Here is a 20,978-nt window from a genome sequence, read left to right as displayed (position 1 = left end):
GTACAAAGTTGGAGGGGGGGTTTGGTTTGCTTTTGTGGGCAGCGAAATCTCAGGGTCTATAAGGCTTGGTTTGTCTGTGTAGGCTCGGTCTGTCGGGTGTGCTACAACGCGGCCTGCGAAAAAAAGGCAAACAAAAATTGAGGCGCAGAGCCGCGCTTTTCGGACTGTTGACTGCTTTGACCAGGATGGCGTGGACCTTGGCCATTCCATCTGCGATATCTGCCAAGCCGCTGGTCTCTCCATTCAGCCACGAAGTTCGAGCCTTGCTCGAATTGCCGGAAGACAAGATCGACGTTGGCCGTGCTGCCCTGACCTTCGCCAAAGAAATCTATCCGGCCATCGACATCGAGACCTATTCCCGCAAGATCGATGCAATGGCAACGGAAGCTCGGCGCTTCGTTCAGCGCTACGCGCCCAGAGACGACCCCGAATCGATCATCCGCGCACTCAACACGTACTACTACAAGGTCTGGCGCGTTCGCTACGACAACTACCGCCTCAACGTGAGCCAGAAGGCGATCAGGAGTGGCGCCTACGGGGTCGGCGGTGGCGTCATGTATTCGCCCACCGGTGGCTTGCCTGCGGGTCAAGGTGCGCTCGCGGAGTGTGGAGACGACCAAGCGTTCTTGGAGTTGTTCGGCAAGGCAGGCATCAGTGGTCTGGGAATGAACCTGGACGTCATCGCTGCGAACACTGGGAAAGGTCTGACAACGGGCCGCCCGTACAGCGGATTGAGTTGGCTCGATCCTTCATTCGGCAAGAAGTGGGGGCTGAAGGCAGAGGCAGCAGGAGGTGTCCAGATGACAGCTGTGACTCGCCCCCGGTCGACTGCAGATTGCACATGTCGGGCAATGGCGCACCAATGAGGAAACTCCTGAGAAAAATAGGCCTCACGCTGGCGCTGCTGTCTTGCGTCGTGCTGATTGTTGCGTACGCCGGAAAGCAAATGATCGAATCATCGCCAGTCTATGAAGCTTCACGCTCGGAACTGCAAATGAAATACGGAGCAGATCCGGCTCAACTATCGCTACGACCATTCAAGAGCTTCAAGTTTTCAGAAGGAAAGGCCAGCGGGTCTGCTGAATTCATACTGTGCGACAGAGCTGCGTGTTACCAAGTCGAAGCCGAGAAAAGATCGGGTGCGTGACAGGTAACCACTGCCAGGAAGTGAAGTAGCGACCTCTCGGTTGCGACGCTCACAAGAACTGACCGCAGCGACTCCCGATAAACGAAGAATTCGATGCGCTTGCCCCTTGGGATGCCGGCTTCGCGGCCAGGCTTCCCGGAAAACTGCTGCTCGTGGGCCTGATCTACCTCGACGCTGACGGCGAATTGATCGACAAGCAGCAGGTCTTCGGCCGCGTCCTGTCTGCCACGCCGCGCGGCGGCATCTCTCTCCGGCTGGAGGGGCGCCGCACGGGGGAGCGCTACGCGCTTCCGCCGGACACGCGCTCATTCCGCAAGGCCAAGCCTGGCGAGTACCGGCTCCACGCCACGGGCGAGGTGGTCGTCAATCCAGACACACCGTCACGTTCTCGGTTCGAAAGCGACCTCGTCGTTCCCCGGCGACGATCCACTAAGGCGCCTCACAGTCCAGAGCATCGGACTGCGCCGATTCCAGCTACGAGCCCTTCCAGAACCGCCGCGCCTGCGCGATCTTGTCCAGCGCCGCGCGGCATTCGAGCGCACTTTGCGGCTGCCGCGCGGAGAGCCACCCGACGGCAAACCAGGCGCTGCCGTCATGGCTCGCCGCCTCGCGGTACGCGTCGATCGCCACGGCCGCATCGTTGTGCTCGCCCAGGGCATCCTGGGCCGGCTTCAGTTCCTTCAGGTAGCGCGCGGCGCGGCCCTCCCCGAAGATGGGCGCGACGAACTCGCCCAGGTAGCGCAGGCGCTTGAGCCGCTTGCGGACGCGGTGCTGCGCCTCGGGCTCCAGCGCCTCGAAGTGCCGGCCGTCGCGCACCACCTGGCGATGCAGCTTCGCGAGGCGCGCGCGCAGCGGCTTGCGGGCCGGCTCGGCCTTTTGCTGCTCCGGCGGCGGCGCGTCGGCGGCTTGCTCGTCGGGCGGCAGCGAGGCGGCGATCAGGCTCATCAGCACCAGCTGGAAGGCCTGGTCGCGCACCACGGCGGCCGGTGCCGGCTCCGGCTCGGCCGGCTCGGGCCAGGCCACCGGCGGGCCGCCGGCCGCTTCGATCTGCGGTTGCACGCCTTTCTGCAGGTGCTCGCGGTCGCGCTGGCGGCCCAGCGCGCGGAAGGCGTCGACCAGGGCGGGCTCCCAGGCGGGATCGATGGCCGGTGCGAAGTCGGCCATCTCGCGCAGCGCCGTGCGCAGGCGGCGAATGCCGACGCGCAACTGATGCACGTGCTCGGGGTCGGGGCTGCCGGCCGCCACTTCGCTGGCATTGGGAAGCATCTGCGCCAGGCAGGCGCCGATCACCGCGCGGAAGACCTGCGGCCCGTCCATGTCCTCGTCCACCGAGGGCGGCTCGGCCTTGACCGCTTCGCCGTACTCGATGCCCTTGGCCAGGCGTTCGCCGCGCGCGGCCTTGGACACGGTGTCCAGCGAGAGCCCATAGCGCATGCGCCAGCGCCGCGCCAGCTCGAGCAGGGACTGCGGGCTGCCGCTCTTGAGTTCGATCTCGAGCTCGCACACGGGATGGGAGCGATCGCCGGCGCGCACCTCGCCGCGGTCGAACGCGAGCTCGACACGCGCATCGCCTGTGCGCATCTCGCGCGTGGTGCGGCGGATGTCGGTGCCGTAGGTCGGCATGAGCAGGACTTCGGCCGGCGCCTGGCCGGCGGCGCGCAGCGCCTTGTCGATCAGTGCGCCGACGGGCGTGCCGGCATGGCGCTCCAGGCGTGGCAGCGGCACGTCGCTGGCCTTGGCGGTTTCGATCTCGACGTTGTGTTCATGGCGCTCCAGCGCGTTGCCGCCCGGCGCCTTGGCGGTCTGCACCCAGCGCCGGCCTTCCTTGCGGATGCGCAGGACGATGCGCTGCACTGCGAGGGCGCCGTCCGTGGTGTCGTAGTAGCGGGCCTGGAGGCGTTCCCGCCGGGAGCTGCCGCGCGCCACCGCGCTTTCGACGGCAGCCCGGTGCTGCGGGTCGACCTGGAACTTGAGCTCGAATTCGGTCACGTCTTCTGACGGCACCCCGGTTGCGACGCGCTCAGCCCGGCAGCTCGCTGACTTGCAGCGACAAGTCGAACAGCTTGGACTTGCTCGCGTAGTAACGGTCCAGACGCCATTCCTTCAAGATGTCCATCGCCAGCTGGAAGCTCTTGTAGTCGAGCGCATAGAGCGTGACCAGCTCGAAGCTCCGCTCGGACTCGAGGGCCAGGACCAGGCGGGCGAGAATCTGGGCCGATTCGTTGGCCGGGTCCGTCTCGATGAAGCGGCGGGCGACCTTGATGGCGTTCATGGGCTGGGTTCCTCCTAATGGACCCAGAACTATAGCCATCCCTACTTACCCTTTTGTGACAGTCGTGTGACAGCGTAGGTCTTTGGTTTTCGCTTGGCGGGTTGGCTCACTGGACCTGCGCAGGCACCGGTATCGGCGTCACGGTCTCGCGGATCAAACCGCCGCCCAGCACGCTGCCCTCGACCGAGGTCGTGCCGGTGCCGCGCATCCGGGCCTCGCAGGCGGAGCGATCGGCCGGAGGCTGCAGCGCGCAGCGGGCGAGCGCGTTCTGCTCGTAGGTCGTCGGCGCGGCGCTGGTCAGGCCGCCGCGGTTGGCTTCGTAGCGCGCGGCGCCGGCTTCGCGCAGGCAGGCGCTGCGGTCCTGCAGGCCACTGTCGCAGACGGCGCGTTCGCGCAGGTAAATGGGGTCTGTTCCCTGGGCACTGGTCAAGGCCGGTGCCGCGAGGCCGCTGGCGGCAAGCACCAGCGCGAGGGTGGAACGAATGGTCCTGTTCATGAAGGCACTCCTTTTGGGGCGGCGCAGCGTGCGCCATCCGGTGGGGCAGTGTCCAAGGCCCTAGGAGCGCGGGCTGTGGGACAGCGTGGCTCGCCGCCCGGCACCCGGGCCGCGGCTTCATGTCGGACAGGTCTGGCAGGGCGGGGGCCGGATGCGGGCCGGCCTTCGCCCCTCAGGCTTCGGCGATGCGCTTGGCCAGGTGAGCGAGCGCTTCCTCGACTTGGTCGACCAGGATCAGCGACAGCTCACCCGGCTGCAGCCGCGCGAGCGCGGTGTCGATGGCGATGAACTCGCCGCGGATCTCGTCGATGCTGCGGGTGCGGGTGGCGCCTTCGAGCCCCTGGCGCAGCAGGGCCATGACTTCGCCGTCGGCGCGGCCGCGCTGGGCGGCATCCTGGTAGAGGATCACGTCGTCGAAGGCCTGGCCGAGGATGGCGGTCTGGTCGCGGATGTCGCAGTCGCGGCGGTCGCCGGCGCCGCTGATCACGACCGAGCGCTTCTTCGCAGGCATGGTGTCGACCGCGGCCACCAGGGCGCGCATGGCGTCGGTGTTGTGGCCGTAGTCGGCGATCACGGTGGCGCCGCGGTAGTCCATCACGTTGAAGCGGCCCGGCACGCCGGCCGCGTCGTTCTTGAAGCTGGCGAGGCCGCGGCGGATGCTGTCCCAGTCCAGGCCCACGGCCCAGGCCGCGGCCACGGCGGCCATCACGTTGTCGACCTGGAAGCCGATGCTGCCGTTGCGCGTGATCTGCACGTCGCGCAGCGCAATGCGCTCGCGCCACGAGCCCTCGGCCGCGACCAGCGTGTCCTGGTCGACGTAGACGGTGCGCTTGCCCTGGGCGCGGTGGGTGGCCATCACCGGGTGTTGCCGGTCGTGGGTGAAGAAGATCACGCTGCCGGGGCAACTGGTGGCCATGGCCGCCACGTTGGGGTCGGCGGCGTTGAGCACCGCATAGCCGCCGGGTGCCACGTTGCGCACGATCACGCGCTTGAGTACGGCGAGGTCTTCCACCGTCGTGATGTAGTTGAGGCCCAGGTGGTCGCCGCTGCCGATGTTGGTGACCACCGCCACCTGGCAGCGGTCGAAGCCCAGGCCCTCGCGCAGCACGCCGCCGCGCGCCACCTCGAACACGGCGGCATCGACGTCGGGATGCAGCAGCACGTTGCGCGCGCTCTTGGGGCCGCTGCAGTCGCCGCTGTCGGTCTGGCGGCCGTCGACGTACACGCCGTCGGTGTTGGTCATGCCGGTGCGCAGGCCGCTGCCGGCGAGCAGGTGGTTGATCAGGCGCGCAGTGGTGGTCTTGCCGTTGGTGCCGGTGACGGCCACCACGGGGATGCGGCCGTCGTCGCCGGGCGCGAAGAGGGTGTCCATCACCGCCTCGCCGACCGCGCGGCCGCGGCCGAAGGAGGGCGAGATGTGCATGCGCAGGCCGGGTGCGGCGTTGACCTCGACCACGCCGCCGTGCTGCTCCTCGAGCGGGCGCAGCACGTTCTCGCAGACCATGTCGACGCCGCAGATGTGCAGGCCGACCATCTGGGCCGCATCGACGGCGCGCGCCGCCACCTCGGGGTGCACGGTGTCGGTCACGTCGGTGGCGGTGCCGCCGGTCGAGAGGTTGGCGTTGTTGCGCAGCACCACGCGCTGGCCCAGCGCGGGCACGCTGTCGGGCGCGAGGCCCTGCGCCTCGAGGCGGCCGATGGCGATGTCGTCCAGCCGGATCTTGGTCAGCGAGGTCGCATGGCCTTCGCCGCGGCGCGGGTCCTGGTTGACCAGGTCGACCAGCTGGCGCACCGTCTGCCTGCCGTCGCCGATCACCTGCGGCGGATCGCGGCGGGCGGCGGCGATCAGCCGGTCGCCCACCACCAGCAGGCGGAAGTCGAAGCCCGGCAGGAACTTCTCGACCATCACCTCGCCGTAGGCCGCGGCCGAGTCGTAGGCGGCGCTCAGTTGCTCGCGCGTGCTGATGTTGACGGTGACGCCCTTGCCCTGGTTGCCGTCCTGCGGCTTCACCACCACGGGCAGGCCGACTTCCTGCGCCGCAGCCCAGCCGTCGTCGACGCTCGTGACCGGGCGGCCCAGCGGCACCGGCACGCCGGCCGCGTTGAGGAGCTGCTTGGTGAGCTCCTTGTCCTGAGCGATCGACTCGGCCACGCCGCTGGTGCTGTCGACTTCCGCGGCCTGGATGCGGCGCTGCTTCGAGCCCCAGCCGAACTGCACCAGGCTGCCGCTGGTGAGGCGGCGGTACGGGATGCCGCGCGCCACGGCGGCATCGACGATCGAGCCGGTGCTCGGGCCGAGGCGCTCGGATTCGTCGAGGTCACGCAGCTCGGTGATGGCGGCGGTGGCGTCGAAGCCCTTACCGTTCTGCGCGGCGGCGATCAGCTGCTCGGCCAGCTCCAGCGCACGCCGGCCGACGGCTTCCTCGCTGTACTGGAAGGTGACCTGGTAGACGCCTTCTTCGACCGTGCGCGCCGTATGGCCGAAGTTCACCGCGCAGCCGGCCTGGGCCTGCAGCGCGACGGCGGCGTTCTCCAGCACATGGGCCAGCGCCAGCGGCTGGCCGAGCACGATCGGGTGCAGCTCGCCGATGGTGGGGAAGAGGGCGCGCAGGCGGCTTTCGAAGCCGGGCAGCCGCCCGACGGCGTTCTCGTCGCCGCTGCAGGTGACGATGGCCTCGATGCAGGTGTGGCGGCTCCAGAGATTGGGCCCGCGCAGCGCGCGAATGCGTTTGACGTCCATGGCGTTGAGACTGAGGGGGCGATACGGAAGGACCGGCGTTGCCGGTCAAGCCAGTTGTTGTTCGGGCGAAAGAAGGGTCTGGGACAGCTGCAGCGAGGCGAGCGCGGCCTGCAGGTCGGCTTCGAAGGCTTCGACGCCGGCGCCGATCAGGCTCAGCGGAATGCCCATGGCCCAGGCGGCGGCGACCGCGGCCAGCAGGCTCTCGAGGCCCACGCCCGCATGGGTGGCGCGCCAGATGGTCAGGCGGCCCAGCCCGGGCAGGAAGGATTCGCTGCTGCCGTTGGCCAGCACCACGCGGTCCTGCCGCACCAGGACGGCCTTGCCGCCCGCCTGCTGGTGCTTGGACAGCGCCTCGGCCTGCGGGTCGGCCGAGTAGAGGATCACGTCGCCGTCGCACAGCGGCGCGAGGCCGGCGACGCGCGGGTCGGCGGCGTTGAGCACGGCCGTGCCCTCGGGCAGCACCACGTCGACCTGGGTGCGCAGCACCTTGACCATCTGGTCGCTCTCGGTGATGTCGAATTCGGCCAGGTCCTCGGCGCCTTCCAGATCGGTCACGATGCCGATCTCGCAGCGGTCATAGGCCAGGCCGTGGCGCAGGATGGTTTCGGCACCGTTCTCGATCACCACGGCCTGCACGGCGCGGTTCATCAGCAGGCGGCGGCCGGCGTCCCAGTTGGCGCTGTCGCGTGCATCGACGCGCCGGCGCTCGAGGAACAGGCCGTCGCGGCAGGCCAGGCCGGTGTGGCGGCCGCCCAGGCCTACGAGCCAGGCGATCAGGCGCGCCAGCACGGCGGTGCCGCGCGAGCCGGACACGCCCACCACCGGGATGCGGCCGGGTGCGTCGTCGGGGAACAGGTGGTCGCAGATCGCGCGGCCCACCGGGCGCGGCGAGCCCACCGCGGGCTTCAGGTGCATCAGCAGGCCGGGGCCGGCGTTCACCTCGACGATGGCGCCGCCCTGCGCTCCCAGCGGGCGGGCGATGTCCTGCGCCACCAGGTCGACGCCGGCGATGTCCAGGCCGACCACGCGCGCGGCCAGCACGGCGGCATGCGCGACCTCGGGGTGGACCTGGTCGGTGCAGTCGATGGCCATGTTGCCGTTGCGCTGGATGGTGATGACGCGGCCGGCCTCGGGCACGGCCGCGGCGTCCAGGTCCTGGCGCTTGAGCTCGAGCTGCAGCTTGGGGTCGGTCGCGACGTTCAGGAAGTCGAGTGGGAATTCTTCCTCGACGCCGCGCCGCGGGTCGCTGTTGAGCTGGCTGTCGATCAACTGGGCGACGCTGGCCTGGCCGTCGGCGGTCACGGTGATGATCTCGCCGCGGGCGGCGGCCACCACCTGGCCGCCCACCACCAGCAGGCGGTGCTCATGGCCGCGAATGAAGCGCTCGACCATCACGTCGCTGCCCTCGGGCTCGGCCACCGCGAAGGCGGCCTCGACCTCCTCGCGGGTGTTCAGCTCGAGCGAGACGCCTCGGCCATGGTTGGCGTCGGAAGGCTTGACCACCACCGGCAGGCCGATGTCCTCGGCGGCTTCCCAGGCCTCCTGGGCGCTGGCGACCACCTGGCCTTCGGGCACCGGCACGCCGCAGCCGGCCAGCAACGTCTTCGTGAGTTCCTTGTCGCTGGCGATGGACTCGCCGATGGCGCTGGTGTAGTCGGTTTCGGCAGTCCAGATGCGCTGCTGGCTGGCGCCATAGCCGAGCTGCACCAGGTTGCCGCTGTTCAGGCGCATGTGCGGGATGCCGCGGTCGGTGGCGGCGCCGACGATGCAGGCGGTGCTCGGGCCGAGGTAGCAGTCCTCGACCTTGGCCTTGACCGCGTCGACCGCGCGCTGCACGTCGGCGGCGTCGAAGGGGGCGTTGTTGATGGTCGCCATCAGCAGGCGGTGGCCCTCGGCCAGTGCGACCCGGGCGACCTGCTCGTCGCGCGCCCGGAACACCATGCGGTAGACCCCGTGCTGCGAGGTGCTGCGGGTCTGGCCGAAGCCGGTGGGCATGCCGGCCAGGTTGAGCAGCTCGATCACCACGTGCTCCAGCACGTGGCCGGCCCAGGTGCCTTCGTTCAGGCGCTGGATGAAGCCGCCGCGCTCGCCGACGCCGCAGTGGTGCTCGATCAGGGCCGGCAGCAGCGTCGTCAGGCGCTCGGTGAAGCCGGAGATCTTGTTGGAAGGGAAGTCCTCCAGGGCACCGAGGTCGAGCCAGACTTCGAGCACGGGCCGGTAGGTCCAGAGGTTCGGGCCGCGCAGATAGTTGACGCGCAGCAGGCGGATGTCGTCGAAACGGGTCATGCAAACGTTCGTTGTGCTTTGGCCGAGCACTGCGGCGCCTTCAAGCGCGCCCATGGCCATCGGTCAGAATCGGCGCCCGGCGAGCGCCATGAGGCGGCCCGCGACGGGCCAGACACACAGAAACACAATGCAACATCACGATCCAGTCGAGGCCCCGGGGGGCGAAGAAGAGGAGGCTTCGGTTGCCCTGAAAAGCCGGCTCGGAACTGCCGAAAACGTGCTGGCGACGGTCCCGGTTGACCTCGATGGAGAACTTCGGTTTAGCACCGGACTGCTCGCGCTGACCGATCGGCGCCTGCTGGCCAGGGACGCCGGGGGCGCCTGGGCCGAATGGCCGTTGGCCCATCCGGGGCTGGAACTGCAGCTGGCCGACCATGCCGGCATCGGCTCGCTGGACCTGCAGGACGACCGCGGCCGGCTGGCCCGCTGGCGTTACACCCTTTCACACCAGGCTGCGGCGCTGCGGCTGCAGAAGCTCTTCGGCCAGCAGGCCGCCGGTGTCGCGTCCGCGACAGAGGCCGAGGCCGACGATGGCCCCCTGGCCGAGCCCGAGCTCCAGACCCCGCCCTCCACCTGGGTCCTGCTGCGCCTGGGCCGCTTCGCCCGGCCCTACCGCAAGCAGCTGATTGCCGGCTTCCTGCTGACCCTGGCCTCGACAGCGGCCACCCTGGTGCCGCCCTACCTGACCATCCCGCTGATGGACGACATCCTGATCCCGTTCCAGAACGGGCAGCAGATCGCGGTCGAGAAGGTCGCGCTCTTCCTGGGCCTGCTGCTGATCGCGGCGCTCGCGGGCTGGGCGCTGGGCTGGGCCCGCACCTACCTGCTGGCGCTGGTTTCGGAGCGCATCGGCGCCGACCTGCGCACCACCACCTACGAGCACCTGCTGACCTTGCCGCTCGACTACTTCGGCGGCAAGCGCACCGGCGACCTGATGGCGCGCATCGGCTCGGAGACCGACCGCATCAACGTGTTCCTGTCGCTGCACGCCCTGGACTTCCTGACCGACGTGCTGATGATCGCGATGACCGCCGTCATCCTGGTCTCCATCAACCCGCTGCTGGCGGTTGTCACGCTGGTGCCGCTGCCCTTCATCGCCTGGATGATCCACGTGGTGCGCGACCGGCTGCGCACCGGCTTCGAGAAGATCGACCGCGTCTGGAGCGAGGTGACCAACGTGCTGGCCGACACCATCCCCGGCATCCGCGTGGTCAAGGCCTTCGCGCAGGAGAAGCGCGAGGCCGGCCGCTTCCACGCCGCCAACCTGTACAACCTGCAGGTCAACGACAAGCTCAACAAGACCTGGTCGCTGTTCACGCCCAGCGTGTCGCTCTTGACCGAGATCGGCCTGCTGGTGGTCTGGGCCTTCGGCATCTGGCAGGTGGCGCGCCACAACATCACGGTGGGCGTGCTGACCGCCTTCATCGCCTATATCGGGCGCTTCTACACGCGGCTGGATTCGATGAGCCGCATCGTCTCGGTCACGCAGAAGGCGGCGGCCGGGGCCAAGCGCATCTTCGACATCCTCGACCACGTGAGCAACGTGCCCGAGCCGGCCGACCCGGTGAAGATCGAGCGCGTGCAGGGCCGCATCCAGATGCGCGACGTGGGCTTCCGCTACGGCAGCCGCGCCGTGATCCGCGACCTGGACCTCGTGATCGAGCCGGGCGAGATGATCGGCCTGGTGGGCCACAGCGGCTCCGGCAAGAGCACGCTGGTCAACCTGATCTGCCGCTTCTACGACGTGACCGACGGCGCCATCCTGGTCGACGGCACCGACATCCGCCGCTTCGCCGTGGCCGACTACCGGCGCCACGTGGGGCTGGTGCTGCAGGAGCCTTTCCTCTTCTTCGGCACCATCGCCCAGAACATCGCCTACGGCAAGCCCCAAGCGACGCGCGAGGAGATCGTGGCCGCGGCGCGCGCCGCCCATGCGCACGACTTCATCCTGCGCCTGCCGCACGGCTACGACTCGTTGGTGGGCGAGCGCGGGCAGGGGCTGTCGGGCGGCGAGCGCCAGCGCATCAGCATCGCGCGCGCGCTGCTGATCGACCCGCGCATCCTGATCCTCGACGAGGCCACCTCGGCGGTGGACACCGAGACCGAGAAGGAAATCCAGAAGGCGCTGGACAACCTGGTGCAGGGGCGCACCACCATCGCCATCGCGCACCGGCTCTCGACCTTGCGCAAGGCCGATCGGCTGGTGGTGATGGACCGCGGCGAAGTCGTCGAGGTCGGGCCGCACGATGCGCTGATGGAGAAGCAGGGCGCCTACTGGAGGCTCTACCAGGCGCAGCTGCGCCAGGCCGACGACGAGAGCCCCGGCTCCGCGGACGAGCGGGCCGGTGCCGCTTTGGCGTTCGCCGGGCATGCGGCGCATCCGGCGGGAGAGGCATGATGAGCGCCAGTTTCAAGCTGGAACGCGATGCCTTCGGCCACCTCGTCCTGATCGAGGCCGAAGGCGTCCGTCACGTCGGCGTGGTGCCGGTGCGTGCCTTCCCGCTCAGTGCGCCCGGCGAAGGCCTCTCGCTGGTCGGCAGCGAAGGCCGCGAGCTGCTGTGGATCGATCGCGTGGCCGACCTGCCCGAGCCGACGCGCGCACTGCTCGCCGAAGACCTGGCCGCGCGCGACTTCGCACCCACGCTCCTGAAGCTGCACAAGGTCTCGAGCTTCGGCGTGCCCAGCACCTGGACCGTGAGCACCGATCGTGGCGACACCCGGTTCGTGCTCAAGGCCGAGGAGGACATCCGCCGGCTCGAAGGCGGCGCGCTGCTGATCGCGAGCGCGCATGGGGTGCAGTTCCGCATTCCGGATGCGAAGGCGCTGGATCGGGCGTCGCGCAAGCTGCTGGAACGATTTCTCTGAGCCGACGGTCGACCTTCGATGCACACCACCACACTCGTCCTCTTCTCCGGCGGCCAGGACTCCACCACCTGCCTGGCCGACGCGCTCGACAAGTACGAGCGCGTCGAGACCATCGGCTTCGACTACGGCCAGCGCCACAGCGTCGAGCTCGAAGCGCGGCGCACCGTGCTGGCGCATCTGCGCGAGCGCTTCCCGCACTGGGCGCCGCGGCTGGGTGAGGACCATCTGATCAACGTCGACGTGCTCGGCCGGATCAGCGCGTCCTCCCTGACGCAGGACATCGCCTTCGAGATGCAGGCCAACGGCCTGCCCAACACCTTCGTGCCGGGCCGCAACCTGCTGTTCCTCACCTTGGCCGGCGCGCTGGCCTATAGGCGCGGGCTGACGGTGATCGTCACCGGCGTCTGCGAGACCGACTTCTCGGGCTACCCCGACTGCCGCGACGACACCATGAAGGCGATGCAGCTCGCGCTCTCGCTGGGCATGGACCGCCGCTTCGTGATCGAGACGCCGCTGATGTGGATCGACAAGGCCGCGACCTGGGCCATGGCGCACCGGCTGGGCGGCGATGCGCTGGTCGAGCTGATCGTCGAGGACACCCACACCTGCTACCTCGGCGACCGCGGCCAGCGTCACGTGTGGGGCTATGGCTGCGGCAGCTGCCCGGCCTGCGAGCTGCGCGCTCGCGGCTGGGAGCGCTACGCGGCTTCGAGCCGGTAGCGCGCGCCCGCGCCTTCGGGCTGCGGCACCAGGGTCCAGTGCTTGTCGTGGAAGGCCGCGGCCGAGGCGCGGTGGGCAATCGACACCATCGCCCCGCCGGCCGTGCGCACGCCCTCGACCAGCTTGCGGTAGAGCTTTTCTTCGGTGGGTGCGTCGAGCGCGCTCGTCGCTTCGTCGGCAAAGACCCATGCCGGCTTCTTCAGCAGCACGCGGGCGATGGCCAGGCGCTGCTGCTCGCCGCCCGAGAGCTTCTGGCTCCATACATCGGTGTCGTCCAGCCGGCCGGCCAGCTGGGGCAGCATGGCCTCATCGAGCGCCTGCACGAGCTGGGCGTCGGTGTAGTCGGAGGCGGGGTCCGGGTACGCCAGCGCATCGCGCAGGCTGCCGTCCGGCACATAAGGGCGCTGCGGAATGAACATCGCATTGCGCGGCAGCGCGACATGCCCGTGCGCGAAAGGCCAGATGCCGGCGAAGGCGCGGAAGAGGGTCGACTTGCCGCTGCCCGAGGGACCCTGCAGCAGCACGCTCTCGCCGGGTTGCACCGAAAGTGCCGCGTTGTCGAGCAGCGCGGTGCCGTCGGGCAGGGCGACATCGAGGTCTTGCGCCTGCAATGCAGGCGCCTCGGTGCGCTCGACGGCGCTCTGCATGGCGGCCTGTGCTGTCATGGCCTCGTCGAAGCTGGTGAGACGATCGGCGGTGGCGCGCCAGATCGCGACGCGATCGTAGTTGTCGACGAACCAGGAAAGCGCGTCCTGCACGGTGTTGAAGGTGCGCGAGATCTGCATCAACGTGCCGAACTGGATCGCACCACTGAAGAAGCGCGGCGCCGCGAGGAAGAAGGGGAACACCACCGAGAGCTGCGCGAAAGAAGCCGTGAAGGCCACCAGGTTCTTCTGCTGGCGGATCAGGGAGAGATAGTTGCGCAGGACGGACGAGAAACGCGTGTCCAGCTGGCGGTGCTCCACCGTCTCTCCGCGGTCCAGGGCGATGGCCTCGCTGTTCTCGCGCACGCGGATCAGGTGGTGCCGGAAGTCGGCCTCGAAACGCTGCTGGCGGAAGTTGAGGCCGATCAGCGGGCGCCCGATGAAGTGCGTGAGGACCGTGCCGGCCGCGCAGTAGAGCACGGCGACCCACACCATGTAGCCCGGGATCGACACCGCTTGGCCCATCAGCGTGAAAGACAGCGGACCCGAGAGCGTCCACAGGATGCCGATGAAGGTGACCAGCGTGACCACCGAATTCAGGATGCCCATCGACAGGGTCATCGTGTAGTCGGTGAACATCTGCATGTCTTCCTGGATGCGCTGGTCCGGGTTGTCCGGCGTGCCTGGTTGCCCGGCGTTGTTGCCTGTCAGCGCCGGCTGTGTCGCATAGCGCGCGAGCTCCAGCCGGTAGAACGTGCGGTTGGACAACCAGCGAGTCAGGTAGTTGCGCGTCATCCACGCGCGCCAACGCACCTGCAGCAGCTGCGTCACGTAAAACTTGAGGACGGCAACAAGGATGCCCGCCATGGCGATGTAGGTGAAGCGCAGCAGCTGCGTCCAGAACACGGCCTGGTCCTTGTTCTGCAGCGCGTCATAGAAGACCCGGCTCCAGTCGTTGATCAGCACCGTCACGTAGACCGTGCCGAGATTGAGCAGGACCACGGCCACCAACATGCCGCGTGCTTTCCATTTGTCCTCGGATCTGAAGTAGGGGGCTGCCAGCGCGAGGATGTGCCTGAGCGTCTGCAGGAGCGAGGGCTTGGAGTCGGTCGAGGTTGACATGGAGTTCCCGGGCGCGATGGACGCGCGTTCTGTTCTGCCGCGGAGGGCCAGATCGTAGCCGCCGGCGTCTTAAGCGGGGCTGAAGCAAGAAGCGGGTCCGCAGGGCGGGTCCGGCGCTCAGCGGGGGTTGCTGATCCCGCTGGCCACATGCCCGGCCGGCACGTGCCGCGCGGCCGCATCGACGTGACCGGTCTGGTCGTCGAAGAAGAAGTCGGGCTCGAACTCGCGCAGGAACTCGCCCTTGGGCAGCCCGGCCAGGAACATGGCTTCGTCGACGCGGATGTTCCAGTCCATCAGCGTCTGGATCGCGCGGCGGTGGGCGGGGGCGCCGCGCGCCGTCACCAGCGCGGTGCGCACGCGCATGCCGGTGCTCGAAGCCTGCTGCAGCCGGTGCAAGGCCACGAGGAAGGGCTTGAACGGGCCGGCCCCGAGCGGCACGGCGGCCTTGCTGGTCTCGTGCGCCTGGAAGGCATCGAGGCCTTCCATCTGGTACACCTTCTCCGCCTCGTCGGAGAAAAGGACCGCATCGCCGTCGAAGGCGATCCGGACCTCGTCGGGGTGCAGCGCGCTGGCAAGGGCCCCATCGACGCGCACGTGCGCGGCGGGAAAGCCGGCCACCAGCGCCTCGCGCACGTCCGATGCGTTGGCCGACAGGAAGATGTCGGCGTTGAGCGGCCGGAGGTAGCGGTAGGGAGGCCGTCCTTGCGTGAACACGCCGCGCTGCACGCGCAGCTCCGCCGCGGCGCCCGAATTGAAGATGCGCATGCCGGACACCGGGTCGTTGCGCGAGAGGATCACGACCTCGACGCGCTGGACGCCGTCGTCGTTGAAGCGCAGCAGCTTGCGGATCATCGAGTAGGCGATGCCGGGCGCGGCCGGCACGTCGAGGCGCTCGAGCTGCAGGCGCATGTAGGCGTCGGGGTCGCCGGCATCGAACAGGCGGTTCTCTTCTTCCAGGTTGAACAGGGCGCGGGACGAGATCGCGACCACCAGCTTGTCGTCCAGGGAGACCGGCATGGTTGAGGACTCGACTACTTGACGAACTGGTTCAGCTGGATGATCGGCATCAGCACCGCCAGCACGATCAGCATGACCACCGCGCCCATCGCGACGATCAGCAGGGGCTCGAGGATGGTGGCCAGGTGCATCGCGCGGCGCTGCACCTCGGCGCCCAGCTGGGTGGCGGCGCGCTGCAGCATCAGGGGCAGGGTGCCGGTCTGCTCGCCCAGGCGCGCGAACATCGAGACGATGCCGGGGAAGCGCTTCTTCTGCGCCAGCGCCGAGGCCAGCGGCGCGCCCTCGCGCACCAGCACCAGCGCATCGAGCGCATCGGCGCGCATCGCGCGGTTGCCCAGCGTCTCGGAGGCAGCCTGCAGCGCGCGCAGGATGGGCACGCCGGCGGTGGCCAGCATGGCCAGCGTGCTGGCGAAGCGCGCTGCGTTGTAGCCGCGCGAGAGGCGGCCCACCAGCGGCAGTTCGAGCCAGGTGGCATCGAAGCGCTCGCGGAAGGCGGCGCGCGCCAGTGCCATGCGCATACCGATGGCCGCCAGCACGACGACGCCCAGCATCAGCCAGCCGTAGTTGCGGACGAAGTCGCTCATCTTCAGCATGATCACGGTGAGGATCGGCAGCGCGCGCTTGGTGCCGGCGAAGACGTTGGCCACCTGCGGCACGACGTAGCTGACCAGGAAGACCACGATCACGATCGCGACCAGGGTCACGATCGCCGGATAGAGGGCCGCGCCGACCAGCTTCTGCTGCAGGGCCTGGCGCTGCTCCAGGTCGTCGGCCAGGCGCTCGAGCACCAGGCCGAGGTTGCCGCTCTGCTCGCCGGCGCCGATCACCGCGGTGTAGATGGGCGAGAACTCGCGCGGATGTTGCGACAGCGCGCGCCCGAAGGGCGAGCCCGCGTTGACGTCCGCCCGGAGCGAGGCGACCAGGTTGCGCTGTTCCTCGGTCTCGGCTTCGTCGGTCAGCGCGGTGAGCGCGCGTTCCAGCGGCAGGCCCGAGGAGACCAGCCCCGCGAGCTGCCGGGTCCAGACCGCAAGGGTGGTGGAATTGAAGATGCGCCTGCCGCCCAGTAAGCGGCGCCAGCCGCCCGAGGCGGGGGCGCCGCCCTCGGCGCTGCCGACCACCGTCACCGACAGCGGGATCAGGGCCTGCGCCCGCAGCAGGCCGCGCGCGCTGCGCGCGGTGTCGGCTTCGAGCACGCCCTTGCGGGGCTGCCCCTGTTGGTCTATGGCTTCGAACGAATAGGCGGGCATGGGGACTGGCGGCAAAATGCGCGAGTCCGCATTGTCGACGTTTGGCGCCGCCTTTTCGTCACGCGGCTTTCACAACAGCAAACCGAGGAGTCTTCATGCCGCTTCGTACTTCCGCTCTTGCCGTCGCCGCGCTGCTGGGCGCGCTGTCGCTGCCCGCCGCCGCCCAGCCCGCGTTCGATGGCTTTCTCTGCTGCAACATGCGCACCGACGGCAGCTGGATCAGCGACAGCAACTACGCCGAGAGCGGCAAGCGGATCATCCCGGTCGGCACGCCGACGCGCGTGACGGGCTATGGCCGGCAGCGTGTCAACGTGCTGATCGACGGCAAGAAGCAGGACATCGGCAACGACTACAGCCGCGACCTCGACCTGGGCGCCTTCGCCAAGCGCTACGTGGTGACGGAGGATCCGGCGCCCCGCATCGCGGGCTTCCCGCCCAAGATCCGCGAGGCCATCAAGTCGGCCCGTGTGACCAAGGGCATGACGCGCGAGCAGGTCGCGATGTCGGTGGGCTACCCCATCAGCAGCGAGAACCCGAACCTCGACGCGCCGATCTGGCGCATGTGGCTGGGCAGCTTCAGCGAGTTCCAGGTGCTGTTCGACAACGCCGGCCGCGTGCGCGCCGTGGAGACGGATGCGCAGACGCGCAACCTGGTCGTGCTGGACTGAGCGCAGGGATGCGGGATCAGTCCCGCGTCACCCGCAGCAGCTCGGCCCGCGAGGTCACCCCGGACTTGACCAGCCGCTCGCCATCTTCGCGCATCGAGCGCAGACCGCCGCGCTCGGCCGCCACGAAGAGCTGGCTCTCGGGCGCGCGGTTGTGTACCAGCGAACGGATCGTGTCGTCGGCGACCAGCAGCTCGAAGATGCCGGTGCGGCCCTGGTAGCCGGTCTGGCCGCAGGTCTCGCAGCCCACGGGCCCGGCCTCGTCGCCGGCCGCCGTAGGCACGGCGCACACGGGGCAGAGGCGGCGCACCAGCCGCTGCGCCAGAACGCCCAGCAATGACGAGCTCAGCAGGAAGGGCTCCACCCCCATGTCGGTCAGCCGCGTCACCGCGCTGACCGAATCGTTGGTGTGCAATGTGGCCAGCACCAGGTGGCCGGTGAGCGAGGCCTGGATCGCGATCTGCGCGGTCTCGAAGTCGCGGATTTCGCCGATCATGATCACGTCCGGGTCCTGCCGCAGGATGGCGCGCAGGGCCTTGGCGAAGGTGAGGTCGATCTTGGCGTTGACCTGGGTCTGGCCGACGCCGGGCAGCTCGTACTCGATCGGGTCCTCGACCGTCATGATGTTGCTGTGGGCGCTGTCCAGGCGACCCAGCGCGGCATAGAGGGTGGTGGTCTTGCCGGAACCGGTCGGGCCGGTGACCAGGATGATGCCGTGCGGCTGGTTGATCAGGTGCAGGAAGCGCGCCAGCGTGTCGCCCTGCATGCCCACCGATTCGAGCGTGAGCTTGCTCTCGGACTTGTCCAAGAGGCGAAGCACGGCGCGCTCGCCATGCGCCGAGGGCAGGGTCGAGACCCGCACGTCGACCGCGCGCGTGCCGATGCGCAGGCTGATGCGCCCGTCCTGCGGCAAGCGCTTCTCGGCGATGTCGAGGTCGGCCATGATCTTCAGGCGCGAGATCAGCGCCGCATGCAGCGCCCGGTTGGGCTGCACCACCTCGCGCAGGGTGCCGTCGATGCGAAAGCGCACCGATGACGTGCGCTCGTAGGGCTCGATGTGGATGTCGCTGGCGCCGTCGCGCGCCGCCTGCGTGAGCAGCGCGTTGAGCATGCGGATGATGGGCGCGTCGCCGGCGCTTTCCAGCAGGTCTTCCACCGCCGGCAGCTCCTGCATCATGCGCGACAGGTCGGCATCGCTCTGCACCTCGCTCACCACCGCGGCGGCGTTCGATTCGCCCTTTGCGTAGGCGGCCGAGATGCGCTGGGCCAGTTCGACCGGGGTCAGCGGCTCGAAGGCCTTGACGGGGTACTTGCGCACCACTTCGCTGAGCGCGCTCTTGGGTGGCGTCTGCGGCATCCAGAGGGTGAGGGCGCCATCGTCCGCTTCTTCCAGCAGCAGCTGCTGGCCGCGCGCGAAGGCATAGGGCAGGGGATAGCGCATGGCTCGGACCTCTCAGGGCAATTCGCGCTGCGTCGAGGGGTCGGCGGTGGGCGGCAGCGCGCCCTTGAGCGAGCCGCCCGGCAGCGGCACGTGCTGCGGCGGCAGCGGCGGCGGGATCAGCTGGGTGCCCTCGATGCGGCGCGTGGGATCGCCCTGCCTGATCGTCGGCAGCGGCGGAAGGATCGCCGAATCGCGCACCGAGTTGAGCATCGGGTTGTCGGTCGCCGGCTGTTGCGTCTGCTGCAGCGCACGCAGCGCGTCGTAGCGGTCGGCGGTGATGGCGTCGCCGGAGAGCTGGTCGCGCACGACCGAGGGACGCAGGAACACCATCAGGTTGGTCTTTCTGCGGCTGCGCACCTCGCTCTTGAACAGGTTGCCGAGCACCGGCACGTCGCCCAGGCCGGGAATCTTCTCCTGGGAGTTCGAGTACTCGTCGGACAGGAGGCCGCCCAGCACGATGATGTTGCCGTCGTCGACCAGCACGTTCGACTCGATCGAGCGCTTGGTCGTGGTCGGGCCGTTGATGTTGTTCACGGTGGAGGCGACCACGCTGGAGACCTCCTGGAAGATCTGCATCTTGACCGTGCCGGTCTCGCTGATCTGCGGGCGCACGCGCAGCGTCAGGCCCACGTCCTTGCGCTCGATGGTCTGGAAGGGGTTGACGGTGTTGGTGTTGCTGCCGGTGTTGGTGTACTGGCCGGTGACGAAGGGCACGTTCTGGCCGACAACGATCTTGGCTTCCTCGTTGTCCAGCGTCAGCAGGTTCGGCGTGGACAGCACGTTGCCCTCGCCGTTGCTCGCCAGGAAGCGGGCCAGGAAGCCCAGCACGTACTGGCCGTTGTCGCCATAGCGGTGGCCGATGCCGAAGTTGAAGCCGCTGGAGGGCCGGGTCGCCGTGTTGCGGGTCGCCAGGCCGACCGCCAGGTCGATGATGTTGGCGCCGCCCAGGCTCGAGTTGGTGCCGATCACGCCGACGTTGCGGTCGCCGCTGCTGCCGATGCCGGTCTGCCACTGGATGCCGAACTCGGCCGCCTTGTCGGCGTTGACCTCGACGATCAGGCTTTCGATCAGCACCTGCGCGCGGCGGCTGTCGAGCCGGTCGATCACCGCGCGCAGCTGCCGGTAGAGCGGATCGGGCGCGCTGATGATCAGCGAGTTGGTGGCCGGGTCGGCCTGGATCTGCCCGCCGGTGGAAGGCGGCGGGGTGGTGCTGACCGGCGTGGTGGCGCCGCTCAGTCCGCCTCCCGCGCCGGCCAGCTGGCTGAGCTGCTGTTGCTGCTGTTGTTGTTGCTGCGCCCCGGCTCCGACAGGGGTCGCGCCGGCGGTGCCCTGGGCACTCAGGTTGCCGGCCTGTGCACTTGCGAGGGCGGCGCGCAGCGTGGTGGCCATGCGCACCGCGTCGGCGTTCTTGAGGTAGACCACGTAGATGTTGCCGGCGGCGCCGTTGCCGGTGTCGACGGGCGGACGGTCGAGGCGGGCGATCAGCGTGCGGATCAGCTGCGAGCGCGCCGGGTTGGCCGCGCGCAGGATGATCGCGTTGCTGCGCGGCTCGGCCAGCAGGGTGGTGCGGAAGGAGGCATCGGCGGTGCCCGGCGCCGCGGCGGGCTGCCCCGGCCCGGTGGCGGAGCCGCCCTCGGCCAGCCGCGTGATCACCGGCACGAGGTCGGTCGCGACCGAATACTTGAGGGGGATGACCTCGACCTCGGAGGCATTGGGCACGTCCAGCGCCGCGATGATGCGCGCCAGCCGGCGCATGTTCTCGGCGTAGTCGGTGACCACCAGCGAGTTGTTGCCCGGATTCACGTTGATCGTGTTGTTGGGCGCGATCAGCGGGCGCAGAACCGGCAGCAGGTTGTTCGCCGACTCGTAGTTGAGCCTGAAGACCTGGGTGACGATCTGGTTGCCGGAAAGGCTGGCGGTGGCGGACGTCGAGGTGGTCACCGCATTGCTCTGCAGCTTGGCGTCGGCCTCGGGCACCACCTTGTAGAGCCCCTCGGACTGCACGATCGCGAAGCCCTGCAGGCGCAGCGCGGCAGCGAACTGGTTGAAGGCGGCGTTGGGCGAAATCGGGCGGTCGGTCTGCAGGTTGATCGTGCCCTTGACGCGTGGGTCGACCACCACGTCGCGTCCGGTCACCACGGCCATGGTGCGCGCCACCGATTCGATCTCGGCGTTGGTGAAGTTCAGCGTGATCGGCTCGCCGCGGCGCGGCGGCGGCGCGGCTTCCTGCGCGAAGGCGGCCGGCATGCAGGCCAGCAGATGCACCGCGAGGGCGACGGTGCAGAGGCGCATGGCGCTGTGCGATGGTGATTTCAT

Annotated in this window: 16 protein-coding genes; 6 read left to right on the top strand and 10 right to left on the bottom strand. The window is 68.9% G+C overall.

What is annotated here, in order from left to right; genetic code table 11:
* Nucleotides 1-197: 197 nt before the first annotated feature.
* Nucleotides 198-866, top strand: coding sequence for a hypothetical protein (locus tag AC3A6X_RS03420; protein ID WP_487840807.1), 669 nt, complete (start codon nt 198-200; stop codon nt 864-866).
* Nucleotides 863-1,147 carry a hypothetical protein gene (locus AC3A6X_RS03415; protein WP_487840806.1) on the top strand — a complete coding sequence of 95 codons (285 nt, stop codon included), beginning with the start codon at nt 863-865 and terminating at the stop codon, nt 1,145-1,147. The genes AC3A6X_RS03420 and AC3A6X_RS03415 overlap by 4 nt, the downstream gene beginning before the upstream one ends.
* Nucleotides 1,148-1,621: 474 nt before the next feature.
* Here the strand turns inward: AC3A6X_RS03415 and AC3A6X_RS03410 are convergent, their stop codons facing one another.
* From AC3A6X_RS03410 to AC3A6X_RS03390, 5 genes are all read right to left on the bottom strand, one after another.
* Nucleotides 1,622-3,136, bottom strand: coding sequence for a CYTH and CHAD domain-containing protein (locus AC3A6X_RS03410; protein ID WP_487840805.1), 1,515 nt, complete (start codon nt 3,134-3,136; stop codon nt 1,622-1,624).
* A 31-nt stretch (nt 3,137-3,167) separates the two neighbouring features.
* Complete coding sequence (locus AC3A6X_RS03405) at nt 3,168-3,419, bottom strand: hypothetical protein (RefSeq protein WP_106555108.1); 252 nt, start codon at nt 3,417-3,419, stop codon at nt 3,168-3,170.
* Nucleotides 3,420-3,525: 106 nt separating this feature from the next.
* A complete protein-coding gene (locus tag AC3A6X_RS03400) occupies nt 3,526-3,915 on the bottom strand; it encodes a hypothetical protein (protein WP_487840804.1) in 390 nt (129 codons plus the stop codon).
* A gap of 172 nt (nt 3,916-4,087) precedes the next feature.
* Nucleotides 4,088-6,655 carry a cyanophycin synthetase gene (cphA, locus tag AC3A6X_RS03395; protein WP_487840803.1) on the bottom strand — a complete coding sequence of 856 codons (2,568 nt, stop codon included), beginning with the start codon at nt 6,653-6,655 and terminating at the stop codon, nt 4,088-4,090.
* A gap of 45 nt (nt 6,656-6,700) precedes the next feature.
* The gene (locus AC3A6X_RS03390) at nt 6,701-8,941 is read right to left on the bottom strand and encodes a cyanophycin synthetase (RefSeq protein WP_487840802.1); all 2,241 of its coding nucleotides are present in this window, start codon (nt 8,939-8,941) and stop codon (nt 6,701-6,703) included.
* A 127-nt stretch (nt 8,942-9,068) separates the two neighbouring features.
* Here AC3A6X_RS03390 and AC3A6X_RS03385 point away from each other — a divergent pair, with 127 nt between their 5' ends.
* Genes AC3A6X_RS03385 through queC form a run of 3 tightly spaced genes read left to right on the top strand, consistent with a single transcriptional unit; the run spans nt 9,069 to nt 12,526 of the window.
* Nucleotides 9,069-11,339, top strand: a complete 2,271-nt coding sequence (locus tag AC3A6X_RS03385) for a cyanophycin metabolism-associated ABC transporter (RefSeq protein WP_487840801.1) — start codon at nt 9,069-9,071, stop codon at nt 11,337-11,339.
* The gene (locus AC3A6X_RS03380; RefSeq protein ID WP_487840800.1) at nt 11,339-11,806 is read left to right on the top strand and encodes a cyanophycin metabolism-associated DUF1854 family protein; all 468 of its coding nucleotides are present in this window, start codon (nt 11,339-11,341) and stop codon (nt 11,804-11,806) included. The genes AC3A6X_RS03385 and AC3A6X_RS03380 overlap by 1 nt, the downstream gene beginning before the upstream one ends.
* 18 nt (nt 11,807-11,824) lie before the next feature.
* The gene (gene queC / locus AC3A6X_RS03375) at nt 11,825-12,526 is read left to right on the top strand and encodes a 7-cyano-7-deazaguanine synthase QueC (protein WP_487840799.1); all 702 of its coding nucleotides are present in this window, start codon (nt 11,825-11,827) and stop codon (nt 12,524-12,526) included.
* On the opposite strand, the gene AC3A6X_RS03370 is transcribed toward queC, so the two are convergent.
* The 3 genes from AC3A6X_RS03370 to gspF form a co-directional block, all read right to left on the bottom strand.
* Nucleotides 12,505-14,292, bottom strand: a complete 1,788-nt coding sequence (locus tag AC3A6X_RS03370; protein ID WP_487840798.1) for an ABC transporter ATP-binding protein/permease — start codon at nt 14,290-14,292, stop codon at nt 12,505-12,507. The two genes, queC and AC3A6X_RS03370, sit on opposite strands and share 22 nt — an antisense overlap.
* Before the next feature lie 117 nt (nt 14,293-14,409).
* Nucleotides 14,410-15,309, bottom strand: a complete 900-nt coding sequence (locus tag AC3A6X_RS03365; protein ID WP_487840797.1) for a 5'-nucleotidase — start codon at nt 15,307-15,309, stop codon at nt 14,410-14,412.
* 14 nt (nt 15,310-15,323) lie between these two features.
* On the bottom strand, nt 15,324-16,556 hold the full coding sequence (gspF, locus tag AC3A6X_RS03360) for a type II secretion system inner membrane protein GspF (protein ID WP_487840796.1): 1,233 nt from the start codon (nt 16,554-16,556) through the stop codon (nt 15,324-15,326).
* A gap of 95 nt (nt 16,557-16,651) precedes the next feature.
* Between gspF and AC3A6X_RS03355 the strand changes: the two genes are divergently transcribed.
* Nucleotides 16,652-17,224 (top strand): hypothetical protein, encoded by a 573-nt coding sequence (locus tag AC3A6X_RS03355; RefSeq protein ID WP_487840795.1) that lies wholly within the window; start codon nt 16,652-16,654, stop codon nt 17,222-17,224.
* Nucleotides 17,225-17,240: 16 nt separating this feature from the next.
* Here the strand turns inward: AC3A6X_RS03355 and gspE are convergent, their stop codons facing one another.
* Both gspE and gspD read right to left on the bottom strand, forming a co-directional pair.
* Entirely contained in the window at nt 17,241-18,662 is a 1,422-nt protein-coding gene (gene gspE / locus AC3A6X_RS03350) for a type II secretion system ATPase GspE (protein WP_106555097.1), read from the bottom strand.
* Nucleotides 18,663-18,674: 12 nt separating this feature from the next.
* The gene (gspD, locus tag AC3A6X_RS03345; protein WP_487840794.1) at nt 18,675-20,978 is read right to left on the bottom strand and encodes a type II secretion system secretin GspD; all 2,304 of its coding nucleotides are present in this window, start codon (nt 20,976-20,978) and stop codon (nt 18,675-18,677) included.

This window comes from Variovorax sp. Soil_C_12, assembly GCF_057657375.1.
The sequence above is the reverse complement of the archived record's forward strand: the minus strand, read 5'-3'. Positions and strand labels throughout refer to the sequence as shown.